Origin of the sequence: Sphingobacterium sp. UBA6320 (assembly GCF_002440335.1) — a bacterium.
Classification (GTDB): domain Bacteria; phylum Bacteroidota; class Bacteroidia; order Sphingobacteriales; family Sphingobacteriaceae; genus Sphingobacterium.
Genome location: NZ_DJTA01000011.1, coordinates 66,667 through 93,222, shown reverse-complemented (window position 1 = coordinate 93,222; position 26,556 = coordinate 66,667). Strand labels below are relative to the sequence as shown.

Below are 26,556 nucleotides of genomic sequence, written 5' to 3'. Positions count from 1 at the left end.
AAATATAATAGTAATTAGTTTATTCTTACATTAACGGCATTTAAGCCTTTTTTTCCGTTTTCAATTTCGTAGCTAACGCTATCGCCTTCTCTAACTTGATCTTTTAAGCCTGAAATGTGTACAAATACATCGTCTCCACCATTTTCAGGGGTAATAAAACCAAATCCTTTAGTTTCATTGAAAAACTTTACAGTTCCTTTATTCATTTTATTTAAAAATTATATTGATACAAGGATAGGTTAAATATGTTAATAATTTTCTAGTGATCTTCAAAAAAGACTTTCAGATGACAATTCTAATTGTCTTATACTTCCTTTGTAATAAAGAAGATAGGAATTAATAATTGCTAAATTTTTATTTTCATTTATTGCTAAAAGGTTTTATCTTTATTTTTGTTAAATCAATTATTTCCCTACAATCATGTTGGAAATACCCAATTTATGTCAATTTAATTTACCACATATGATTTTTAAAACCCTAAAATGGGGGATAGCATGGAGTTTAAGCCTATCCTTATTTTGTACAAGTACTGTATCTGCCCAAAAATTAAATGGTAAACCTATCGATCCTGTTGATTTGGTTAATCCTTTAATGGGAACAGATTCAAAACCTTCGCTTTCAAATGGAAACACATACCCGGCAATTGGACTGCCATGGGGCATGAATATGTGGACACCACAAACAGGGAAAAATGGAGATGGTTGGCAGTACACCTATGCTGCTGATAAAATAAGAGGATTGAAACAAACGCATCAACCTTCTCCCTGGATGAACGATTATGGACAATTTTCTTTAATGCCTGTGACGGGTAAAGCGGCTTTTGATCAGGAGGAGCGAGCAAGCTGGTTTTCACATAAGGCGGAGAGAGCAACGCCTTATTATTATTCGGTATACTTAGCCGATCATGATGTAACGGCAGAACTTACACCAACAGAACGTGCAGCTTATTTTAAATTCACATTTAATAAAACGGATTCTGCATTCGTTGTACTTGATGCCTTTGATAAAGGATCTGAAGTACAGATTATTCCTGAAAAAAATATGGTGATCGGTTATTCTACACGTTATTCGCGTGGTAAATTGACCAATTTTAAAAATTATTTTGTTTTAATATTCGATCAACCTTTTGATAATTATTCAACTTGGGAAGGTAAGGAACGTTTCAAAGGCAAATTAAAATCTACGGCAGATCAAACGGGAGCTATACTGGGTTTTAAAGTGAAGGATAAGACTAAACCTGTTCAGGTGCGGGTTGCCTCTTCATTTATCAGTGCCGAACAAGCATTACTTAATCTAAATGAATTGGGGAACCGTAGTTTTGATCAGGTAAAAGCTGATGGAAGAGCCATCTGGAATGAAAAATTGGGACGTCTGGCTGTTGAAGGAGATAATATTGACCAAATGCGTACATTCTACTCGACTTTGTATCGTACTTTATTCTTTCCGAATAAGTTATATGAAATCAATGCATCGGGAGAAAAAGTCCATTACAGCCCCTATAATGGCAAAGTACTTCCGGGTTACCTATTCGGTGGCACTGGATTTTGGGATACCTTCAGAGCGCTATATCCATTCTTAAATCTGATGTACCCATCTATCAATGTGGAGATGCAAGAAGGACTTAAAAATGCTTATCTAGAGGGCGGCTTTTTACCAGAATGGAGCAGTCCAGGTTTTGCAGATATCATGGTTGGTAATAACTCCGCTTCTGTAGTGGCTGATGCCTACATAAAAGGATTAAGAGGATACGATATCAATACACTCTATGAAGCGTTGAAGCATGGTGCTAATCATGAAGGACCAATGACTGCAGTGGGCCGTAAAGGAGTTGAATACTATAACAAATTGGGTTATGTGCCTTATGACGTGGGAATCAATGAAAACGCAGCACGTACACTTGAATATGCTTATGATGATTTTACAATTTATCAATTAGCTAAAGCATTAAAAAAGCCGAAAGCAGATATTGAATTATACGCTAAAAGAGCACAAAATTACCGTCATCTATTTGATCCTTCGACCAACTTGATGCGCGGAAAGAATAAAGATGGAAAATTTCAGAGCCCATTCAATCCACTGAAGTGGGGTGATGCGTTTACCGAAGGCAATAGCTGGCATTACTCGTGGAGTGTTTTCCACGATATAGAAGGACTGATTGAATTGATGGGGGGCAATAAACAATTTAATACGATGTTAGATAGTGTATTTACACAGCCACCAGCTTTTGATGATAGTTATTACGGTGGTACGATCCATGAAATCCGTGAAATGCAGATCGCGAATATGGGACAGTATGCACATGGTAATCAACCTATCCAGCATATGATCTACTTGTATAATTACAGTGCGCAGCCTTGGAAAACACAATATTGGGTTCGTCAGGTTTTAGACCGTATGTATCAAGCTACTCCGGATGGTTATTGTGGAGATGAAGATAATGGTCAAACTTCGGCTTGGTACGTTTTCTCTTCGCTTGGATTTTATCCGGTTTGTCCTGCTACCGATGAGTATGTATTGGGAGCTCCTCTTTTTGCAAAAACAACGTTAAAATTGGAAAATGGAAAAACAGTAGAAATCATCGGGAATAAAGCTAGTGCTCAGAATTTTTATGTCAATGATCTAAAAGTAAATGGGAAATCATATACCAAAAATTGGTTGAGTCATCAAGAATTATTAAAAGGGGGTACATTATCATTTGATATGACTTCTAAGCCGAATTACGATCGTGGTGCGACCAAGGCTGCAGCACCTTATTCAATGACTATGGAATTGAAAACAATATTTAAAAAATAATAACAGATGAATTTTATTAAGATAGTTAGTTGTGTCATGGGGTTGATTGCTTGTCAATCAGCCCTTGCTCAAGATAATTGGCAGCATACCGAGCATGATCGCCAGGTGGCAGTTGATACGGATAGCATTACAAAAGGAGGGTATACCTTAATCTGGATCAATAAAGACCAAGATTTTAGCCCTGCATTAAAGGAAAAACTGATCCATACATTTTTTGTTAATTATCCCAAATTGGCGAATACCTATAATAAGAAGACGATGAAAAAAGTCTCTTTTGTCATTGATCCAGATTATAAAGGTGTCGCTGCAACAGCAGGTGGCATCGTACGTTATAGTCCATCATGGTTTGCCAAAAATCCTGGAGATATCGATGTCGTGACACATGAAGTGATGCATATTGTGCAGGGATATCCGAATGGATCAGGTCCTTGGTGGATTACAGAAGGTATTGCCGATTATGTCCGATTTGTGGATGGTATCGATAATGCTGGAGCAAACTGGAAATTGCCGGAATGGAATGCAAAACAAAACTATTCGGATTCCTACCGCGTGACCGCCCGTTTTTTCTACTGGATTGAAAAAAAGGTCAAAAAAGGATTTGTTAAAAATCTCGATGCTGCCATGCGTGATAAGACATACACAGAGGGATTTTGGAAAAAACAAACCGGAAAAACAATTGATGAGTTGTGGGATAGCTACAGCAAAAATCCCGCTTTATAAAACTTAAATCCATGATCAATAAACCACTTCTATACTTAGGTCTGTTCTTGTTTCCGAGCCTATTGCAAGCGCAGTCATCTCATTTAATACAATATGTAAAACCGTTAATTGGTACTGCTCGAATGGGACATACGTTTCCAGGTGCAACGGTACCTTTTGGCTCTGTACAGTTGAGTCCCGATACCGATACCATTCCTTATTCAATGAATGGTCAATATAACGGTAATGTTTATAGGTATTGTGCGGGATATCAGTATGATGACCCTACAATAGTAGGATTTAGCCATACTCATTTTAGTGGTACTGGACATTCGGATTTGGCAGATATCTTAGTGATGCCTACCCAGGGGAAAGTTCAGCTCAATCCAGGCAAGGCAGACCGACCACAAGATGGTTATCGCTCACCCTATTCGCATAGCAATGAAGTTGCTGAGGCAAACTATTACAAAGTGCTATTGGATAAACATCAGATCAAAGCAGAGATGACGACCACGACCCGTGTCGGAATACATCGATATACATTCCCAAAATCGGATGCCTCCCATTTAATCTTGGATCTGACAGCCGGTATCTATAACTACGAAGGGAAAAATGTATGGACTGTAGTGCGGGTTTTGAATGACTCAACATTGGTGGGATATCGCCAGACGAATGGTTGGGCTCGTACGAGAACCGTTTATTTTGCGATTAAAACCTCCAAAGCATTTAAAAATTATGGTACTAAATATGAAGATGGCAAACAGGTATATGCTGGTTTTTGGCGTAAATTTGATCAAAAGAATAATTTTCCAGATCTAGCGGCTCATCAAATTAAGATGCACTTAGATTTTGATACGAAGGAGGGAGAAGAAGTCTTGATGAAAGTGGCGTTGAGTCCGGTGAGTATGAAAAATGCGCTCGCCAATATGGAACAAGAGGCGCCACACTGGAATTTTGAAAATTATGTTCAGGCCGGACAGCAGTCTTGGGAACAGGAGTTGAACAAAGTTCAAGTGGATATGCTCAATAAGGAAGATTTGGTGAATTTCTATACAGCGATGTATCATGCCAGTCTGATGCCGACGGTATATATGGATGTCAATGGGGAATATAAAGGTTTGGACCAAGAGGTGCACCAAGCAAAGGGATTTATCAATTATACTTCCTTTTCGCTGTGGGATACTTTTCGTGCATTTCATCCCTTGATGAATTTGATCAACCCAACACGAAATGCCGATATGGTCGCTTCGATGATGGCGCACTATGATCAAAGTGTGTTGCATATGTTGCCGATCTGGTCGCATTATGCCAATGATAATTGGTGCATGAGTGGTTATCACTCGGTATCGGTCGTGGTAGATGCAATTTTGAAAGGTGTCTATAAAGGCGATGCAGAGGCAGCTCTAGCAGCTTGTATACAGACAGCAAACGCTCGAAAATATGAAGGAATCGGACCCTATATCGATATGGGCTATGTCCCTGATGAGTTATCAGGAACCTCAGTTTCCAATAACCTGGAGTATGCTTATGATGATTGGTGTATTGCACAGCTTGCCAAAAAGTTAGGAAAAGATGATGTTTATGAGACCTTTATTAAACGAGCTGCTAACTGGAAAAATGTCTATGATCCGACAATCGGGTTTATGAGACCTAAAGATTCTAAAGGAGTATTTAGAGCAAAATTTGATGCGCTGGAAACGCATGGGCAAGGTTTTATAGAAGGAAATACCTGGAACTATAGCTTATACGTACCGCATCAGCCTGCAGCAATGATGGAGATGATGGGGGGAAAGAAAAAACTGGAAAATTATCTGGATTCTTTATTTACCATGGAATTGCCGGATAAATATTTTGAACACACTGAAGATATAACGCGTGATGGGATCATCGGTAATTATGTTCATGGTAATGAACCGTCACACCATGTGGCTTATTTGTATAATTTAACGGACAGTCCTGGGAAAACACAGGCACGTGTACGCCAGATCATCCGCAATCAATATCATAATGGTCATGCAGGACTGGGTGGCAATGATGACTGTGGACAGATGTCGGCTTGGTACCTATTTACAGCTTTGGGATTTTATCCTGTAGCACCGGGTGAAGATGCTTATTGGATAGGCAGTCCATTGGTCAAATCGGCGAAGATTAACTTAGAGCATGGTAAGACGATCACAATACAAGTGAAAAATCAATCGGAAAAGAATGTGTATGTGAAGAAAGTAAGTCTAAATGGGCAAACTTTATCGGGATTGAAACTATCTTATGAGGCGATCAAAAATGGTGGCGAACTGCAATTTGAGATGGCAAGTAAACCAAGTAAGTAGTAGATTACTTTATACATCAAGCACAGTCGATCAATATCATAGGCAGGACATAGACTAAATATCAGGTTTGAAAAATGTCAATGGTCAAATATACACCTAAGAAGATAAGTAAAATTAAGATCATACAAGCGGTAGCCATTACCAGTTTTGTGGTCTTAATTTTTCTGCAGCTCCGATTGATATCGAGTGTTTATAAAATCGAACAACTTGATTTTTTAAAAAATGAAAAAGCGGGAATTAAGTTAGAATATGAACAATCGATCATCAATGATAAGGTCTATCGTGGTGGGCAAAAGATCATCGATTCCATCTTGATTCCGCAATACACCACATTGGAAAAGCTAGTGCGAGAAGATCAAAAGCTTTTTAAACAAAAATTGCATCAATTAGGAGATCAAGTCTTACTAGCACTCAAAAAAAAGGCAAACTTTACTGTTGAATTTGAAAATATAGTTCGGAAACAAAAACTTGATCGCGCAGAATATAATTATGCGCTATATATGGACCGGCTTAGTCTCACATTTGATGGGAGCACCTACTATTCCTTATTTGATATCAGTACAGGAGATCCTAAGGGGTTAATAGATGGTCATCTGGAGGTTGTAAGACCCCAAAATATTGTCTCCGCAATTACCGTTACACTTACCTTCTGCGTATTCTAATTTAGTAGGTTTTAAACTTTATGTGAGTAAGCATAATCAGGTCAAAAATATCCTATTGGCCATTGCACCATTTTTACTGTTATCCTGTAGCAGTATTATTGTCATTGTTTTTTTATTTTTCATCACCATGCGCAATTGGATCAGGCAAAAGAAATTGAACGAAATTTCTGCTGACTTTTTCAACCATGTGACGCATGAATTTAAAACCCCGCTCACCACAATACAGGTATCAGCCAAAAATCTGAAAGCAGATCTAGAAGACAAAAAATGGACAGGAGGCTTTAGAAGTGTTGAGGTCATCAACCGACAAGTGCAGCGCCTGGACAAATTGGTCAATCAGGCCTTGGAGGTTTCGTCTTTCGACCCGCAGACAGCACAATTTGATAAACATTTTTTGATCACAGATTTATATGATATTATCCTCGATAGTCAGATCAAGTGGAAAAAAGAAGCCACAATTACCTTGTTTTTTGACGATCACATAGCCGAATTGTGTGCTTATTATGACCACTTTATGTTCACGACATTAATCACAAATTTGATCGAAAATGGATTAAAGTATAATGTAAGTAATGAAAAAAATGTGCGTGTGCAAGTTGTACAGCTATCTACGAAGCTGTTGGAAATTGAAATTCGTGACAATGGTTATGGAATCGAAAAACGTGACCAAAAGCGTATATTTAATAAGTTTCAAAGGGGTGATCAGCTGCGGTCTATGACAGGACTGGGCTTAGGATTATATTTTGTTCATAAAATTGTTAAGGTCCATAAATGGAAACTTGATCTGGATAGTACAATAGATGTAGGAACTATTTTTAGAATTACAATTCCAATTATTAAATAGTATGGAAGGGAAAATATTGCTGATAGAGGACGACGCAGATCTAGGTTGCGAAGTGCAATGGTATCTGGAACGAAGCGGTTTTGAAGTGCACTTGGTCGATGACGGTGATCAAGCATTAGCGCTAAGTAAAAGACAAAATTTTGATTTACTACTTGTTGATGTTCAGTTGCCATCTTTTGACGGCTTTGAATTAATTAAGCGTATCAAAATATTGAAGCCAGAATTTCGGTTTTTATTTTTGACTGCAAGAAATGCGAAAGAGAGCTGCATCACGGGGTTGAAACTGGGGGCAGAAGATTATATAACCAAGCCATTTGATACCGAGGAGCTTTTGTGGCGTATGAATAATATTTTAGCACGTGGAAAAGAAAAGAAAATGGAGGAATTACAAATTGCTGATGTTACTTTATTCTGTAGTGCGATGGAAGTACGGGTGAATGGTGGAAAAACGCTTCGTTTGACAACCCGTGAATTTGAACTTTGGAAATATTTATTGCAAAATCTGGATCGTGTATTGACAAGGGAAGAAATCTTAAATAAAATATGGGGCGAAAGTGATTATTTTATGGGCAGAAGTTTGGATGTCTTTATTTCTAGGATACGTAAAGTCTTACAAAATTCAACTCAATTAAAAATTGAAACGGTATACAAGGTTGGCTTTATCACCCGACTGCTCAAGCATGGATAAAAAAAATCGTTGTTAACAATTGATTAACAAGTTTTTGAAATAGGCTTTTCTATATTAGACTACTAATCCGTTTTAGTAAATCTAATTATGCCTATTATGAACAAACTAACCAAATCTAGGCGATTGTTACTTCTTGTTAGCATACTGTTGTCTTTTAGTGCTTGCCAGAAAACTGAGGTCAAGAGCTATGAATTATTACCTGCTGAAAACGAACCAGAAATGGATATTACCATTTATGGTAAATTGACCGTGAACCATGAAAATAGTGGTGGTATTACTGCAGGTGAGGGTTCTCCAAAAGTTGTCGATAATGACTATTCAACCAAATTTTTAATTAATCCCTATGTCAATGATCTATTTCTACAATTAACTTTCCCTGGTGGGATTGCTGTCACCTCTTATGTATTAGCTTCTGCAAATGATGCTTCAGGAAGAGATCCGAAAGATTGGGATCTCGTTGCTTCCAATGACGGCGAAAATTGGACCACATTGGAGAGCAAAACAGGATATGCTTTTCCTGATCGTAATTTTAAAGTTCGTTTTGACATCTCCAATACAGCAAAATATAAGTTTTATAAACTGAATATTAAGGCAATTGCAGGTGGAACAGGCTTATTTCAACTGGCCGAGTGGCGGCTGATCTCCGATCCTCAAAAAAGTACTAATCAATAATTAACCTACCAGATGATGAAAAAAATAATCGGAACAATAATCGTTCTTGTCGCTTTTTGCAGTAGTTTTTGGGGCAATGAAGCTGTTGCGCAACAGGCAGGACAAGTACTCGTAAAAGGAGTCGTGCGTGATGAGATGAATGTCAATCTTTCAGGAGTAACAGTTACCAATTTAATGACTAAAACTTCTGCTGTAACAAAAGAAAATGGGCAATTCGAGATCCTTGCTAGCCGAGGAGACTCCTTGACCGTTACTAATGTGGGATATGAATCTTATCGTGTTGCAATCAATAATGCCATCAATTTAAATATTATTTTGAAAGCGATCAATAACGGTATTAATGAAGTCGTTGTTGTAGGCTATGGGCAACAAAAGAAAATTTCTGTTGTGGGTGCCCAATCCAGTGTGAATGTTGAAGATCTGAAATTGCCGGTAGCCAATCTGAGTACCATGCTGGCAGGACGTATCTCCGGACTTGTTGGAGTGCAGCGTTCTGGACTCCCTGGTGCAGACGGTGCCGATCTCTGGATCCGCGGTATTTCAAGTATGTCGGGAAATACAGGACCCTTGGTTGTCGTCGATGGAGTGCAGGGGCGTGATATCAATGGCCTAGATCCAGAGGATATCTCCTCGTTGACGATCCTGAAAGATGCATCAGCGACAGCGGTGTATGGTGTGGCGGGTGCCAATGGTGTGATCTTAATCAGTACCAAAAAAGGTATAACAGGCAAACCTGCTTTAATGTTTAATTACAATCAAGGCTTTACATCATTTACAAAAAGACCCGAACTGACGGATGGAGTGACGTATATGCTCTTGCGCAATGAAGCTCGAATAGCGACAGGTATGCAAAAAGAATATTCCAATAATTATATCAACAATACTATTCTTGGCAATGATCCTTACCTATATCCCAATGTCAATTGGATGGATCAGCTCTTTAAAAATTCGGCAAGCAACCGTCGCGCAAATTTTAGTGCTCGAGGAGGATCTGAATTTGCAAGTTATTATGTGTCTGGAGCGTATTATGATGAGTCAAGTTTGCTCAGGACAGATGATCTGCAAAAATATGATGCTACCACACGATATAAGCGGTATAATTTCACTTCGAATATCTCCATGAACTGGACATCAACAACCAAATTCGAATTGGGGACGCAAGGTAATATCGGTAACATCAATTATCCAGGAGTGAGGCCGGAAGAAGCTTTTGGCAATGTGATGCAAACAAATCCAGTGTTGTATCCTGCTATGTATCCGGGAAATTTTGTTCCTGGAGTGAGTTCAGCTGGAGCACAACCTAATCCGTATGGACAAATAACACAAACGGGTTACCAAAATATATTCAGTAATCAAATCATGACAAATGCTCGATTGACACAAGATCTTTCATTTTGGTTAAAAGGATTGAATTTTTCAGCATTATATTCCTTTGATATCTGGAATGAGCATACCATCAATCGAACCCGAAATCGGAGTACTTATTTGATCAATCGCTTATTCCCATACGATGATCAGGGAAATCCAATCTTGAATATTATTTCCCAAGGGGCAGATGATCTCGCATTTTCAAAATCGAATAATTCCAATAGACAATTTTATACCGAAGCGGCATTGAATTATAATACCGTGATTGCAGAGAAACATCAGCTATCGGCGATGTTATTATATAACCAACGGGAGATCGTGGAAGCCTTTGCAGATAATGTGACATCGTCGCTACCTTTTCGTAATATGGGTACGGCAGGTCGTTTGACCTACTCTTATGACGATAAGTACTTTGTTGAAGGTAATTTTGGTTACAATGGGTCGGAGAATTTTGCACCAGGAATGAAGTTTGGATTTTTCCCTTCCTTTGGTGTCGGCTGGGTAGTGTCTAATGAGAAATTTTTTGAACCGGTAAAAAATGGGATTAACTTTTTGAAATTGCGCTATTCTGACGGTAAAGTTGGAGATGGTAGTAATGGCGGAACCCGTCGCTTCGGTTACCTGACTTTAGTGAATACCGGTGCCGGCGGATATACTTTTGGTAACGGTACCAATAATACGGGCTATGGTGGAACTGCGATTTCAGATTATGGTACTAATGTGCAATGGGCTGAGTCTCATAAACAAAATCTAGGTCTTGAAATCAAAACATTGAAAAGTAAATTATCATTAACAGTTGATTTTTTTAAAGAAAAAAGAACAGGTGTATTTTTACAGAGAGCTTCACTTCCTGACTATGTCGGATTGACCAATAATCCTTGGGCAAATTTAGGTATTATTGAAAACAAGGGGATAGACGGAACTCTTGAGTTGGCTCCTTTTCCAGTTGGAAATGTCCATGTAGACATGCGTGCTACTTTTACTTATAACAAAGATAAGATCATTGAGAATGACCAACCTAAACAGCCATTTCCTTATATGGAAAGAAGGGGCAACAATGTGTTGGGGATCTATGGATATCAGGCCGATGGTTTGTTTCAATCGCTAGAAGAGATCCAAAATCATGCTGATCAAAGTGCTTTGGGAGCACAGCGTGTCGGTGATATTCGGTACAAAGATCTAAATGGTGACGGACTGGTAGATGCCAATGATGTTAGCTGGATAGGACATGGTGATGTGCCTAATGCTGTCTTTGGTTTTGGTGTCAATGTTTCCTATAAACAGTTTTATGTTGGCGCATTTTTTCAAGGTACTTCGGGGGCTGAGCGCCTTATTGGTGGAGATGGTATTATACCTTTCAATAACAGCACTGGAGCGGAGAGAAGTAATCTCTATACCATTGCTGAAGATCGCTGGACCGAAGAAAATCCTTTAGAAAACCCCTTTTATCCACGTTTGGCTTATGGTAATGCTGCAAACAAGAACAATTCTGCTGCTTCTACTTGGTGGGTGAAAGATGTGGATTTTCTACGTTTAAAAACAATGGATATCGGCTATAATTTTAAAAAGGACTTTTTGCAGAAGATAAACATGAAAAATGCACGCATCTATATACAAGGCGTAAATCTACTTTATTGGAGTAAATTTAAACTCTGGGATCCTGAATTGAATACAGGAAATGGAACTCGCTATCCAAATGTGCGGACAATATCAATGGGCGTACAGGCCACATTTTAACTTTTAATCTTACAAAAATGAAAATATATAAATATAGCTGGGTGTTAGTTGCAGCATTAGCTTTGACATCTTTTAATAGTTGTAAAAATTATTTGGATCAGGTACCTGATGATGTTATTACGGTAGAGGATATTTTTAAATCCAAAACGAATACGGATAAGTTTCTCGCCAATATCTATAGTGTTATTCCCAATGAGTTGGTACAGCGATTTACGAATTCGGGCAATGCAGGTCCGTGGACTGCGGCTTCTGATGAAGCCAAATATACCTGGGATTTCAATTATGCCAACAATATGACTTCGAGTGTATGGAGCAACACCGATGGTGTTGTCGCAGGATTTTGGAACAGCTACTATGAGGGTATTCGCAATGCATCTTATTTTATTCAAAATATCGATAATGCAAATCCTGTTGAGGTGACTTCAGTCATGAAATCGACTTACAAAGCTGAAGCGCGCGCACTTCGGGCACTGTATTACTATTATCTAGTGAAGACCTATGGGGCTGTGCCACTTATTGGAGAGCAAATATTGGATATCAACGCACCCTTAGAAGATCTTAAACTAGCAAGGAGTCCCTTTGATGCCTGTATCGATTATATTGTAACCGAGCTGGATGAAGCTTACCAAGAATTACCTTTTGTACCGAGTAACAATGAATATGGTAGGATCACAAAAGGTGTCGTGAAAGCATACAAATCTGAGGCGCTGTTATTGAAAGCAAGTCCATTATATAATGGTAACGCTGATTTTGCAGCTATTAAAAATGCAGATGGAACAGCATTATACAGTGCAACTGAGGATCGACAAAAGTGGCAAGTAGCAGCAACAGCCTCTAAAGAATTTATAGATGAATTTGTACCAAACTATTATGATCTTTATCAGGAAACCAATGCAGATCCTTTTGTCGCAGCATATTTATCCTGCCGTAATGTGATGACGACAGATTGGAATCGGGAATGGATATTTGCCCGATCGAACAGTGGAAACAATACGCAGTATGATCGTACACCAAAACATGTTGGTTTTCCGTCGGCAGCTCAAGGTGGTGGTGCGCTCGGAGCAACTCAATTCATCGTCGATGCTTATTTTATGAAAAATGGATTGCCTATTTCTGATCCTAAATCAACGTATTCGGAAGAGGGATTTGCCAATTATAAGGCACCGTATGATCCCGCAGAGCGTACCACATACAGGATGTATGTCAATCGCGAACCACGTTTTTATGTCGGGATCACTTACAGTGGAAGCTATTGGTTAAACCAAGCAAATAGTAGTGCTCCGGTTATTTCTTTGTTCAACTATAGTGGTAATTCAGGACGATCGCAAAGTACATCCGATGTAACACCGACAGGTTATACGGTGAGAAAGAATGTGGGATCTAATGGTAATAGCAGAGGAGCGCTATTGTTAAGATTAGCAAATATATATCTGAACTATGCAGAGGCGCTTAATGAATCTTCACCTGGACATGCAGATATCATAAAATATGTCAATCTGATTCGCAAACGTGCGGGTGTATCTGGATACGGAGAAGGAGATGTTGCGCTTCCTGTGGGGCAGGTAGCGATGCGTGAAGCTATTCGAAAGGAACGTCAGGTAGAATTAGCTTTTGAAAATGTGCGTCATTTTGATGCTCGCCGTTGGAAAATTGCTGAAAGTACGGCTACTACTGCTGTGTACGGAATGAATCTCAATGCAGACGGTAATGACTTCTTTAAACGGACCCTTATTGAAACCAGGATATTTAAAAAAAGGGATTATTTATTCCCAATTCCAAATAACGAAGTGTTGAAAAATGAAAAATTAGTACAGAATGCAGGTTGGTAATGTTTGTTTGTAATCGAATCAAGGTCCCAAAAGGGCCTTGATTTATTTATTGCGAGTCATCTTAAATATGCTTTGATATTCATAATAACCAGAGCTTATTTAGGAGTTAACGTGAAGATGTGTAAATTTATAAAAAACTATTTTTAAAGATTAAAGCATGACCTTTGTCTATTTTGATCGAAAAGAAAAACAACATAATGAATTTAAAAAAAATTGTAGGATCGCTTTTTTTCATGTTCTCCATCTGTGTAAGTGGAGCACAATCTCTTAGTCCAGTTGATTATGTCAACCCATTGATCGGTACCCAGTCCAAGTACGAATTATCCAATGGCAACACCTACCCGGCTATTGCTGTGCCCTGGGGAATGAATTTTTGGACGCCTCAGACCGGTAATATGGGCGATGGTTGGGTGTATACTTATACCGCCGATAAAATTAAAGGGTTTAAACAAACCCATCAGCCAAGTCCATGGAATAATGATTATGGACAATTTTCAATCATGCCGACAACAGGTGAACCGGTCTTTGATCAAGAGAAACGTGCAAGCTGGTTTTCACATAAAGCAGAAATCGTGAAACCTTATTTATACAGCGTTTATTTAGCGGATTGGGATGTAACGACAGAGTTGACGCCATCGCAACGCGGAGCGATATTTCGTTTTACATTTCCTAAGACAGCAGAAGCAAATATCGTTGTCGATGCTTTTGATAAAGGATCTTATGTAAAAATAATTCCAGAGGAAAATAAAATTATAGGATATAATACTCGTAATAGTGGTGGTGTACCAGAAAATTTTAAAAATTATTTTGTAATCGTTTTTGATCGTGCTTTTGATTTTAAAGCTGCGGTCAAAAGTGGTGCGATCAAAAGTAATGTATTGGAATTAGAGGACAATCACGCCGGAGCCATCATCGGATTTAAAAATTTAAAAAGAGGCGAACAAGTTTTAGCTCGAGTAGCATCATCATTTATCAGTTTTGAACAGGCAGAACTCAATCTAAAAGAAGTAAATGGTAAAACATTTGATGAAATTGCAACCGCAGGAAAAGCCAAATGGAATGAGGTCTTGGGACGTATTGAGGTCACAGATCCAGATATAGATCGTTTAAAAACTTTTTATTCCTGTTTATACCGTTCGACTTTATTTCCACGTGATTTTTCGGAGATAGACCGTCAAGGCAACCGCGTACACTATAGCCCTTATAATGGTCAGGTACTTCCTGGTGAGATGTTTACCGACACGGGGTTTTGGGATACATTCAGAAGCTTGTTTCCTCTGTTAAATTTAGTTTATCCCGAGATGAATGATCGGATGCAAGCGGGTTTGGCAAACGCCTATAAGGAAAGTGGATTTCTACCGGAGTGGGCTTCACCAGGACATCGCGAATCGATGATCGGTAATAATTCTGCTTCAATCGTTGCGGATGCTTTTGTGACAGGGAGGAAAGGGTACGATGCTCATATATTATGGGATGCTGTCGTGCACGGAGCGCATCATGCGCATCCTAAAATTTCGGCAACTGGAAGGTTTGGTCATGAGGTATATAATCAAATGGGTTTTATTCCCGCTGATAAAAATATCAATCAAAATGTGGCTAGAACATTGGAGTATGCTTACAACGATTGGAGTATCTATCAATTTGGTAAAGCATTGGGTAAACCCGCATCTGAAATATCCATCTATGCAAAGCGTGCCCTGAATTATAAAAATATTTATGATGCCGAGACAAAATTGATGCGAGGTAAAAAATCCGATGGTACTTTTATTGCACCTTTTGATCCAAGTGCTTGGTCAAAAGAATATACCGAGGGAAATGCTTGGCATTGGAGCTTTTGCGTGTTTCATGATCCTCAAGGACTGATTGATCTGATGGGAAGTAAACAAGCCTTTAATGCGATGTTAGATACCGTATTTGTGATCCCAAGTGATGAAGGTATGAAAAGTAGAAGCATGATTCATGAAATGCGTGAAATGCAAATCATGAATATGGGACAGTATGCGCATGGCAACCAACCGATTCAGCATATGCCTTATCTGTATAATTATGCTGCTGAACCTTGGAAAGCACAATATTGGGTCCGAAAAATAATGGATAAGCTTTATCTGCCTACTCCAGATGGTTACTGCGGTGATGAGGATAATGGACAGACATCTGCATGGTACGTTTTTTCAGCGTTAGGTTTTTATCCCGTAGCACCAGGATCGGGAGAATATGTACTGGGGTCGCCACAATTTCAATCCGTTAAGTTAAAATTGCAGAATGGGAAAGTATTGACAATTGATGCCACCAATCAAGACAAAGGAAATGTATATGTAAATCAAGTCAAGATCAATGGAAAATCGTATACTAAAAACTTTTTTAGGTATGAGGAACTGATAAAGGGGGCGAAAATACAATTTGAGATGTCTGATCAGCCCAATAAAAAAAGAGGAATAAAGGATGAAGATGCTCCTTATTCCTTTAGTAAAATGGAATTAAAGTAATGTAATCATTGTTCATCATGTGATTCGTCCTCCCCATATCAAAATTGTAAGAGGAGCTCGGATACGCATATAAACAATTGCACCCATTGTATGACACTGTAAAATGGGGTAGACAATTTTTGTCTACCCCATTTTTGTGAATTACAGGTAAAATATGATATATTTAACCGCAACCACGGGGGAATTTAAATAATGACTAAACGCTTAACAGTTCTTTTTTTACTTTATTTTTTTGTTTTTACGGGTATTGCCCAAGATTTGAGTGATAGTACGAGTGTGTATCGCAAATTGGAGTACGTCATGGAAAATCAAGAACTTTATGTGAAAAAGAAGGAAGATCAAATCGCCAGACTTAAAAAAGAAGCGGTCATGATCCAACATGATAAAGGTTTATATCTGAACAAAAACTACGAAATATTTAAAAGTTATAAAAAATTTCAATCTGATTCGGCGCTTCATTATATTATGCTTTGCAGAAAATTGGCTTTGAACAAATCAGATTCCTTAGCAGTTGTGATTAATCTGGATCTTGCGTGGATTTATTCTTCAATAGGAAGATATATCGAGGCAGCTCAGGTGTTGGCGCAATTGCAGTCTCAGACTTTACCTCAGGCTCTGTTACCTAAATATTATGAAATTTACAGTGCTTTTTACAGCCATTATGGACAAAGCAATAATCATGATCAATATTATCAGGCAAGTGAACGCTATCGGGATTCCCTTCTCATGGTTCTTGATCCAACATCATCTGCATATAAAAGTACAATTGCCATTAAAACCCTATTTCAGGGAAAGCGAGATGAGGCGAAGGCATTATTTAAGTCCATGTGGGTAGATCATGAAGAAAATTTGGAACAAAGGGCACTTATAGCCTATTTCATGGGATTGATCTATAAGCAAGAAAAGAATATTGTAGCTCAACGCTATTATTTTGCTCGCTCAGCGATTGCTGATATTGAAATTGCTAATCGAGATAATGCTTCTTTACAAGACTTGGCTTTGACTTATTATGAATTACGGGATTTTGATCATGCATTCAAATTTATTGAAAAAGCAATTGATGATGCCATGGGTTGTAATGTTCGTTATCGTATCGTTGAGGGTACCTCTTTTTATCCGATTATCAATGCCGCTTATCAGAAAAAAATTAATACCCAAAATAAGCAATTGCAAATGATGCTCTTTGTCATTAGTTTTTTATCGGTGATTTTGATTATTGGTTTGATATTTATCTTTAGGCAAGTACAGCGATTGCGGCAAACAAGAGAGGAGCTATCGGTGACCAATACCAATTTACGAAAGTTGAACGATGAGATCAATCATAAAAATAGTCAACTTTCCGAATCGAATCATATAAAAGAGGAGTATATAGCCCAATTTTTTGATCTCTGCTCCAATTATATTGACAAAATGGAAGACATCCGTATAGCGCTTCTTAAAAAAGCAAGTGCGCAACACTGGGATGCGATCAAAGATCAATTGAAATCCACACAGATGGTCGAGCGGGAAGTACAGCAGCTGTATATTAATTTTGATCGTATTTTCTTAAATCTTTATCCTTCATTTGTAGTAGACTTCAATAAACTCCTCGTCCCAGAAGAGCAAATTCTACCGAAGAAGGGTGAGTTTTTAAATACCGAACTTCGTATTTTTGCATTGATCCGACTAGGTATTACGGACAGTGTAAAGATTGCCAGTTTTTTACGATACTCGTTGCGAACGGTGTATAACTACCGAACCAAAGTGCGCAATAAAGCGATCGGAAATCGCGATGATTTTGAAGATTTTGTCCGCCAGATAGGCGTAATTGATCGTTCTTAACGATCAATTAAGTACTTTTTGACTTATGTGTATTTTTGTAAAAATCTCATTTGTAATTATTTAAAAAAATAATCCAGTACTTTTTAAGATTGCACCCTTTTATTCCGATTGGGGTTCTAGTAGCTTTGTTTGAGCCACAGAGCGGGGGAACTCTATGGCTATTTGAGTAGTTCTCAAACTAATTCTAGAAACCATTTTATAAATACTTATGATTTTCTTTACTAAGAAAGCAACTCTTTTTATGTGGCTAATTTGTTTCTTTGCAATGATGGGTTCATCTTTTGCTCAGGATAGAATGCAGATCAGTGGGCGTGTCATTGACGCTCAAGATCAAAAACCATTAGGTGGAGTGACGATTGTTCAAAAAGGAACAACAAATGGCGTATCTTCTCAAGAAGATGGACGTTTTCAAATTTCGGTTCCAGCAGGAACAGCCCTTTTAGTGACCTATGTCGGTTATGACAGCAAAGAGGTACTAGCGAATACCAGCAATCTTACCGTACAGTTAAGTGCATCGACCAATCTGTTGGACGACGTCGTAGTGATTGGCTATGGCTCTGTCAAACGAAAAGATGTCACCACTGCGATTTCATCGGTATCAACCAAAGATCTTGAAAAAAGACCGATCGTCAATGTGGGGCAAGCGATCCAAGGGAAAGCAGCGGGTGTAGCCGTGATGCAACCGAATGGTGCACCTGGCGGTGAGTTCAATATCCGTGTACGTGGTACAACTTCTTTTAATGGAAGTAATGATCCGTTGTATGTAGTCGATGGTGTACCTGTGGATAACATCAAATTTCTATCGCCCAATGATGTGACTGATATTCAGATTCTCAAAGATGCATCTTCTGCCGCTATTTATGGATCGAGAGCTGCCAATGGCGTCGTCTTGATCACGACTAAAACAGGTAAAGTTGGGGAGGGAAAAATTACATTTGGAGCGCAATTGACCTCTAACATCGTGAACAATACCGTAAATGTATTGAATACGCAGCAATATCGAGATCTTCAAAACGAAATAGGTATGGTCAACCTTCCTATTGGATTGACAGATCAAACCGATTGGTTTAAAGAGACCTATAAAACGGGTATTCAACAAAATTATCAATTGACGATTTCGGATGGTACGGAGAAATTAAGGTATTATCTTTCTGGAGGTTTTACAGATGACAAAGGAACATTAAAAGGTTCGTTTTTTAAACGTTATAATTTTAAAGCTAATATTGACAATCAAGTCCGTAAATGGTTAAAAGTTAATGCCAATATTACCTATTCTGATTACAATGATAATGGTATTACATCAGGTTTAGGCTCTAATCGAGGAGGAGTGGTGACTGCTGTAATTACAACACCGACTTATGCACCGATATGGGATCCAACGGATCCGGAGCGTTACTATAATAATTTCTATGGAATCAATAATATCACGAGCCCTATTGAAAATCTCGCCAGAACAAAATATAACAACAATCGCGAAAATAGAATATTAGCATCGGGAAGTGCCTTGATCACCTTTGATCCCAATTTGAATTTTAAATCTTCCTTCACTTTAGACCGTAGAAATGGTTTATTGACTACTTTTTTAGATCCGTTGACCACGACATGGGGGAGAAATCAATATGGTGAGGCATCAGATATCCGTAACATGAATACGGTATTGACATGGGATAATGTATTGACCTATAACAAACGATTTGGAAAACACCATATCGAAGCCATGACTGGTTCGTCCTGGACAGATTCAAAGTACACCAATAGCTATATCAATGGATCGCACTATGCAAACGGCTTGATACAAACATTAAATGCCGCAAACAAAATTTTGTGGACTGCCGCAGGCTCTGCATCAGCAAACAACCTAGAGGTAAAAAGTGGTACAGGCTCGGGGGCTACAAGCTGGGGGATCATGTCCTATTTCGCAAGGGCGATGTACAATTACGATGGTAAATACCTGTTGACAGCAAACATGCGTGCAGATGGCTCTTCCAAATTAAATCCAAATCATCGGTGGAGATATTTTCCTTCGGTTTCTGCAGCATGGAGACTCTCATCGGAAGATTTCTTGAAAGATGTGGAGTGGATTGATGACTTAAAGATAAGAGGTGGTTGGGGACAAACAGGTAATCAATCGGGTCTAGGTGATTATTCTTATTTAGCATTCAATGAAATAGAAAGATTACCATGGTTTGAAACTAAATATCAATATGCGACTCCAAATATTACGCAATCTAACACGTTGAGATCTAGTGATCTAGGTTGGGAGACCACCACTCAGACAAATGTAGGCTTTGATCTTACCGCTTTTCAAAATAGAGTAACCTTGACGTTAGATTATTACCATAAAAAGACAACGGATATGTTGATGGAAGTTACGCTTCCAGCAGGATCGGCAGCAGCAAATGTGATCAAGCGTAATGAAGGAGAGATGACGAATAAGGGTCTTGAAATTGCGCTAGGATCAAAAAATTTAGTAGGTGAATTGACATGGAACACTGACTTTAATATATCATTCAATAAAAATCGTCTCGATAAACTGGTACTAAGTCAGCTTTATAATGATGCGATGACCAATGACAATGTGCATGATTATGCTGTTCGAAATGAACCTGGACGTGCACTAGGAGGTTTCTTTGGTTATATTAGCGATGGTGTAAACCCAGAGACCGGTCAGATGATGTATCGTGATTTGAATGGAGACCAAAAAATATCATCTTCAGATAGAACGTATATTGGTGATCCAAATCCCAAATTTACTTACGGTATGACCAATAGTTTCTCTTGGAAAAACTTTGATCTCAGCATATTTATTCAAGGGACTTACGGCAATGATATCTTTAATGCAAGCCGTATGGAAACCGAAGGCATGTATGATGGCCGTAATCAATCTACAGTGGTATTAGACCGCTGGCGTGTGCCAGGACAGATAACCCATGTACCGAAAGCGGGATTTGATATGAAAAACTCGACTTATTTTGTGGAAGATGGAAGTTATTTGAGATTGAAAAACATCTCATTGGGTTATGCTATTGCTCCAGAACGATTGAAAAGAATGGGTATTCAAAAAATACAACCTTATTTATCTGCTAGCAATTTGTTGACCTGGACGAAATATTCAGGTATGGACCCTGAAGTCAACCAGTATGGAAACTCTGGACGTGTACAGGGTATTGATTGGGGAACTTATCCGCAAAGTAGATCATTTGTAGTTGGGGTAAACGTAGAATTTTAATGGAATAATCATGAAAACAATAGCTATAAAATTATTTTTCAACTTGCTTATCATCACTCTTCTGGCCTCTTCTTGTTCTTTAAATAGAGACCCATTAGATAGTTATTCGGATGATACTCAGGGAAAGACCGAATCAGGAACTCAGATTGTTTTTAAGAACAAGAGTGAAGTGGATAATTTCTTAACGGGAATTTATCAACAGATGCGCGACAGACAAGAACATTGGTATGTAGATTTATTACTCATCTCCGAATCACATGCCGACAATGCCTATGCAGGAACAACAGGGGCTGAGGTTTTACCCTTTGAGAATAATTCCATTGAAGGATCTAACTCCGTCATCGATCGGGATTGGGGTCGTTATTTAGAAGATATCGCTCGTGCTAACCGATTAATTATTAATATCGATAGTGTAGCAGATAAATCCGTAAGTGATTCGGATATTAAATCATACAAAGCACAAGCTAAAATCTTCCGTGCATTGGCGATGTTTGATATGGTACGTATTTTTGGATCTATTCCGGTCATCACGACGCAAGCTGCAGATATTACAGCTGAAAATATTGAAGAGGTATATCCACAATATTTTCCGTTCCAAAGCACCGAAGAAGAAGCATATCGTCAGATCGAAAAGGATTTAGTGGAAGCATTGGCGGATGCGCCTAATGGATCTGCAACTGATAAAACACGGTTTACAAAATCTGTAGCCAAAGCCATGTTAGCAAAAGTATATGCTGAAAAACCGATTCGGGATTATGCCAAAGTAATCCAATATGTAGATGCACTTACAGCTGATGGCTTTGACTTGAATACCAATTATGCCGATATCTATGCGATGAATGCTGGCAATACTGACCTGGCACAGCGCAATACACGCGAATCTATATTAGAAGCACAATTTATGCCTGGAGCAGGTAATTGGGCGACATGGATGTTTGGTCGTGATCTGGCAAATTATGAAAATAGCTTTACATGGGCTAAGTGGGTCACCCCATCTCGGGATTTGATTCAAACTTATGAAAATGAAGGTGATCAAATTCGAATGAATCAATCCATCGTCTATTATGTAGCCAAATGGAGTAATTACTATCCAGCTTCGCATTATCCATTTATGTTCAAACTGCGATCTTCAATGAGCAGTATGGTTAAATTAAGATATGCTGATTTATTATTACTAAAAGCCGAAGCATTGATTATGCAGGCAAGTCCAAATTTGACTGCTGCTGCTGAAATCATTGATCGTGTCCGTGAAAGAGTAAAACTTCCAAAATTAGATAATGCTACACGAGCAGGCAAAGATCGTATGTTGGAAGCATTACTGAAAGAACGCCGACTGGAATTGGCGTTTGAGGGACAGCGTTGGTTTGACTTAGTTCGATTGGATAAGGTAGAGTCTGTGATGAATGCTGTATATGCTAAAGATTCAGGACGTAAGTCTCAAGTCTATCCATTTAATCAGTATTCATACCGCTTGCCTATACCACAAGCCAAGATCGACCAGAATCCAAATTTGGTACAAAATCTAGGATACTAATTAATTTAAAACTTTATGAAACGTAAAAATAATAATACTATGATATATACACTCTTGTTGTCCTGTTTAATGACGGCAACATCATGTAACCGAGACAGCTATACACCTTCTGCTATAGATTCGATAAAAGATAATGGCGATATCACCATATATACAACAACAAATACCCGTTCGCAAGATTTTAGTAAAGGGTTTATAGATTTCAGTACAAAATTTAATATGTCGCCCAATACGATCACCTTAGATCCTACTCAAAAGTTTCAGACTATGGATGGTTTTGGTGCAGCAATAACGGGATCTACTTGTTACAATCTGATGAAGATGACTCAAGAAGATCGGACAAAATTTTTAACAGAAACTTTCTCCGATGACAAAGGTATGGGAATGAACTACATTCGCATTGCTATTGGATGTTCGGATTTCTCTCTCAGTGAGTATACCTGTTGGGATAAAGAAGGTAAGGAAAACTTTGCTTTGCAGTCAGAAGAGAAACAATATGTTCTGCCGGTATTGAAAGAAATACTTGCCATCAACCCATCGATCAAAATTATGGGATCTCCTTGGACTGCACCAAAATGGATGAAAGTGAACAATCTAATAGATTTAAAACCTTTCGATTCTTGGACAAGCGGTCAGTTAAATCCTAAATATTACCAAGATTATGGATGGTATTTTGTACAGTGGCTGCAGGCCATGAAAAAAGAAGGAATCCATGTTTCTTCGATTACAGTTCAAAATGAACCTTTAAATCGTGGAAATTCGGCTTCTATGTATATGACTTGGCAAGAGCAACAGGCTTTTATTAAACAAGCCTTAGGTCCACAGTTGAAGGCTGCTTCTTTAGATACAAAAATCTATGCCTTTGATCATAATTATAATTATGATAATATCGCAGATCAAAACGATTATCCAGTAAAAATTTATAATGATGCCGGAGCAGCTTCCTTTATTGCTGGTGCAGCATTTCATAATTATGGTGGTGATAAAGCGGAGTTATTGGATATCCATAATCAACGTCCAGATAAAGAATTGGTATTTACTGAAACATCTATTGGTGAATGGAATGAAGGCCGTAATCTTGAAAAGAGATTGATGGAAGATATGCGTGAGGTCGCTTTAGGAACTGTTAATAATTGGAGTCGAGCAGTCATTGTTTGGAATCTGATGTTGGATAACGATAAAGGTCCGAATCGCGACGGAGGTTGTCAAACCTGTTATGGTGCAGTAGATATCAGTAAATCTAACTTTAAAAAGATTACACGCAATTCTCATTATTACATTGTGGGGCATCTTTCAGCTGTCGTAAAATCTGGAGCGGTGCGCATTGGAGCAAGCGGTTACACGGCGGAAGGCCTGATCTATACGGCATTTAAAAATATAGATGGTTCGTATGCTCTAGTATTGCTAAATGATGCTAATGAGAATAGAAAAATAACCATAAATGATACAAAAAATCACTTTAGCTACGAAGTACCCGCTAAATCGGTGGTTTCTTATCGTTGGGCTAATTAAAATATGACATTATGAAAAGACTTATTTTAAATTTCCTGTTGGGTACGGCTGCACTAGCAGCTTTGTATTCCTGTAAAAAGGATGAAAAATATGTGTATCAAATAGGAGAACCTAAAATCGAACTGAAATCCGATGTTTCATCGGCTCATTTTGGAGATAGTTTAGTATTTAAACTCCACGCATCGGATCAAGAAATAGCATTGTCAACAGTAAAAGTACAACTGTTTTTTACCGATGATAAAGTCTCTGAAACTATTATTCGCACAAAAGAGAACGGGGAATATAGCGGAAAGATTTTGATACCCTTCTATAAGAATATTCCAAACGGAAAGGCGACATTGAAATTTGTCTTGCAGAATATAAGTCAAAAAACGACTGAGCAAGCTTATGAAATTGAGTTGACTAGACCTGATTTTCCTTACTTGAATTTAGTAACTGAATCTAAATCGTATAAAATGGAAAAAGTAGGGCCAAATGAATATGCTGCGACAGAAAGTTTTCCATTTTCTGTAAAGGGATATATTCATGCCCCTAAGGTAGGAGCACAAGGAAATGAAATGAATTTTGGATGGGTAAATAATGCGGTAGACTTTGGTTCTATTACAGAAATTCCATTTTCTAACTCAACTTCAGGTGTATATAGTATCAAGTTTAACACCTTGACTTATGCAGCATCACCTTTTATTATAGCATATGCTATTAATGGAACTGTGTATAGCCGTATTGACGATGATCATTTCAAAGCAGAACTGGAATTGAAAAATGGGGAAAAAGTAACGATAGATGGGATAGAAGACCTCAAAGATTGGTGGATTGATCCCGATTATTTTACTCAAAAATCAGATGGGACAATCAATTTCAATGGTATCAATGGTAAATACCGTGTGATAGCAGATTTTAAAATGAAATATTTTGTTGTAGAAGCGATGGATGGAGCAAACTTAGCGACTTTAAAAGCAGATGGTACAGGAGCCATTTGGATTATTGGCGAGGGTATTGGTAAACCAAATATTGCAGCTAATCAAGTCGGGTGGAATACGGATAAGGCCTTATGTTTAGTACCTATAGGTAATAAAAAGTATCAAATTACGGTTAAAGCAGGTGAGTCTATTCATAAAGACAATATCAACTTTAAGTTTTTCCACCAAAAAAATTGGGGAGGTGAGTTTGGAGCAACAACGATCAGTACTGAAAGTGATTTAATATTTATTGGCACTGGAACAAATGGTCGAGATTCGGGTAACCTCGGCATTGTTGCTGGTAAATCACTTACTGTAGGTGAAAGTTATATCCTAACGGTAGATCTGAGCCAAGGGAATAGCAAAGCAGTGTTGACTGTAGTAAAAAAATAGGTCATCAATGCATAACAATAAAAGGTAATATTGACCAAATAACTAAGCGATAATAAGACATTTCAGACAAAATGTCTATTATCAACGCAACTATTGCAAAGGGCTTGTACAAACATAATTGTACAAGCCCTTTTATATATGTAGTTTTTTTGCCCAATAACAGTTCTTCATTCGATTCTATAAATCCAACCTTTTGATTTTCCAATTTCAGTTATATATAAGTTTTTATAGCGGATGTGTTACTGATCATTTTGATAAAACCCTATCATTTTGATTGACAATTGTGTCCGTAGTTTGGCTTGAATTGTAATGAAATTGTTGTTTTAATGTCTGTTTTCATTGTTTTTGTGCTGATGGCACGTTATTCGTAGTAGTGGCAAATAAGTTGGCAAAAGAATGAGAGAGAAAACGAGAATAATGCCGTGGATTTTGTATGATTTTGATCAATCAATCTTAGAAAAAATAAATGAGTATAATATATTGGCGAAAAAATCGTAAAAAATAAGGGTACGAGTCAATATGAGATATGTTTTATCGTTTTTGATGGAAGAACCTTTGTTAAAACTTAATAACTAAATCAAGGCAAATAGAAAAAATAATATGGATACAATTAATGAGAATAAAGCAACGGATTATATAACTGCTTATTATAAAGAAATACATGACGAAATACGTCAATTGTCTAGTCGGGAAAACTTCGCAGGTATTCTTCAGGCAGCTGTGAATTTCTTGAAACTTTTACTTACAAATGGGCAAATACAAAAGATTGGAGATCGAATCAAAGTGATGGGGTGGTTGCATAAACGCGGAAATGACTACGTAAAATTTATCATTGAAAACTTGTTTGTGAGATCATTTGATGGGATGAAAAGAAGATGCACGGCAGTAGAGTGGAATAACTTATACAAAGGTATCCCTGTTGCTTTGAAGAAAGTATATATTGCACAAAAAGCATTAGCATAACCTAGATTTGTTGTTATATTATTAAAATCAGATTGGGTAT

The 26,556-nt window shown here is 38.0% G+C and carries 17 protein-coding genes; 16 read left to right on the top strand and 1 reads right to left on the bottom strand.

Annotated elements, in window-relative coordinates:
- Positions 1 to 14 precede the first annotated feature (14 nt).
- Positions 15 to 206 (bottom strand): cold-shock protein, encoded by a 192-nt coding sequence (locus tag B3P23_RS07110; RefSeq protein WP_021190047.1) that lies wholly within the window; start codon positions 204 to 206, stop codon positions 15 to 17.
- A 256-nt stretch (positions 207 to 462) separates the two neighbouring features.
- On the opposite strand from B3P23_RS07110, the gene B3P23_RS07105 reads away from it, so the two are divergent.
- From B3P23_RS07105 to B3P23_RS07030, 16 genes are all read left to right on the top strand, one after another.
- Positions 463 to 2,793, top strand: a complete 2,331-nt coding sequence (locus tag B3P23_RS07105) for a GH92 family glycosyl hydrolase (protein WP_293925241.1) — start codon at positions 463 to 465, stop codon at positions 2,791 to 2,793.
- Positions 2,794 to 2,799: 6 nt separating this feature from the next.
- Entirely contained in the window at positions 2,800 to 3,513 is a 714-nt protein-coding gene (locus B3P23_RS07100; RefSeq protein ID WP_293925240.1) for a basic secretory protein-like protein, read from the top strand.
- A gap of 11 nt (positions 3,514 to 3,524) precedes the next feature.
- Complete coding sequence (locus B3P23_RS07095) at positions 3,525 to 5,819, top strand: GH92 family glycosyl hydrolase (protein WP_293925239.1); 2,295 nt, start codon at positions 3,525 to 3,527, stop codon at positions 5,817 to 5,819.
- 80 nt (positions 5,820 to 5,899) lie between these two features.
- The gene (locus B3P23_RS07090) at positions 5,900 to 6,481 is read left to right on the top strand and encodes a hypothetical protein (protein ID WP_293925238.1); all 582 of its coding nucleotides are present in this window, start codon (positions 5,900 to 5,902) and stop codon (positions 6,479 to 6,481) included.
- A 22-nt stretch (positions 6,482 to 6,503) separates the two neighbouring features.
- On the top strand, positions 6,504 to 7,325 hold the full coding sequence (locus B3P23_RS07085; RefSeq protein WP_293925237.1) for a sensor histidine kinase: 822 nt from the start codon (positions 6,504 to 6,506) through the stop codon (positions 7,323 to 7,325).
- A 1-nt stretch (position 7,326) separates the two neighbouring features.
- Positions 7,327 to 8,013 carry a response regulator transcription factor gene (locus B3P23_RS07080; RefSeq protein ID WP_293925236.1) on the top strand — a complete coding sequence of 229 codons (687 nt, stop codon included), beginning with the start codon at positions 7,327 to 7,329 and terminating at the stop codon, positions 8,011 to 8,013.
- Positions 8,014 to 8,109: 96 nt separating this feature from the next.
- The gene (locus B3P23_RS07075) at positions 8,110 to 8,685 is read left to right on the top strand and encodes a discoidin domain-containing protein (RefSeq protein WP_293925235.1); all 576 of its coding nucleotides are present in this window, start codon (positions 8,110 to 8,112) and stop codon (positions 8,683 to 8,685) included.
- A 12-nt stretch (positions 8,686 to 8,697) separates the two neighbouring features.
- Entirely contained in the window at positions 8,698 to 11,790 is a 3,093-nt protein-coding gene (locus B3P23_RS07070) for a SusC/RagA family TonB-linked outer membrane protein (protein WP_293925234.1), read from the top strand.
- Between the two features lie 17 nt (positions 11,791 to 11,807).
- Entirely contained in the window at positions 11,808 to 13,619 is a 1,812-nt protein-coding gene (locus B3P23_RS07065; protein WP_293925233.1) for a RagB/SusD family nutrient uptake outer membrane protein, read from the top strand.
- A gap of 197 nt (positions 13,620 to 13,816) precedes the next feature.
- Positions 13,817 to 16,105, top strand: coding sequence for a GH92 family glycosyl hydrolase (locus B3P23_RS07060; RefSeq protein ID WP_293925232.1), 2,289 nt, complete (start codon positions 13,817 to 13,819; stop codon positions 16,103 to 16,105).
- Between the two features lie 192 nt (positions 16,106 to 16,297).
- Entirely contained in the window at positions 16,298 to 17,926 is a 1,629-nt protein-coding gene (locus B3P23_RS07055; protein WP_293925231.1) for a DUF6377 domain-containing protein, read from the top strand.
- A 241-nt stretch (positions 17,927 to 18,167) separates the two neighbouring features.
- The gene (locus B3P23_RS07050) at positions 18,168 to 21,155 is read left to right on the top strand and encodes a SusC/RagA family TonB-linked outer membrane protein (RefSeq protein ID WP_293925230.1); all 2,988 of its coding nucleotides are present in this window, start codon (positions 18,168 to 18,170) and stop codon (positions 21,153 to 21,155) included.
- 10 nt (positions 21,156 to 21,165) lie between these two features.
- Entirely contained in the window at positions 21,166 to 22,689 is a 1,524-nt protein-coding gene (locus B3P23_RS07045; protein WP_293925229.1) for a RagB/SusD family nutrient uptake outer membrane protein, read from the top strand.
- Positions 22,690 to 22,728: 39 nt separating this feature from the next.
- Positions 22,729 to 24,201 carry a glycoside hydrolase family 30 protein gene (locus B3P23_RS07040; protein ID WP_293925228.1) on the top strand — a complete coding sequence of 491 codons (1,473 nt, stop codon included), beginning with the start codon at positions 22,729 to 22,731 and terminating at the stop codon, positions 24,199 to 24,201.
- 11 nt (positions 24,202 to 24,212) lie between these two features.
- A complete protein-coding gene (locus B3P23_RS07035) occupies positions 24,213 to 25,553 on the top strand; it encodes a DUF5125 domain-containing protein (protein ID WP_293925227.1) in 1,341 nt (446 codons plus the stop codon).
- A gap of 600 nt (positions 25,554 to 26,153) precedes the next feature.
- Entirely contained in the window at positions 26,154 to 26,516 is a 363-nt protein-coding gene (locus B3P23_RS07030) for a DUF7674 family protein (RefSeq protein WP_153195441.1), read from the top strand.
- The last annotated feature ends 40 nt before the right edge of the window (positions 26,517 to 26,556 follow it).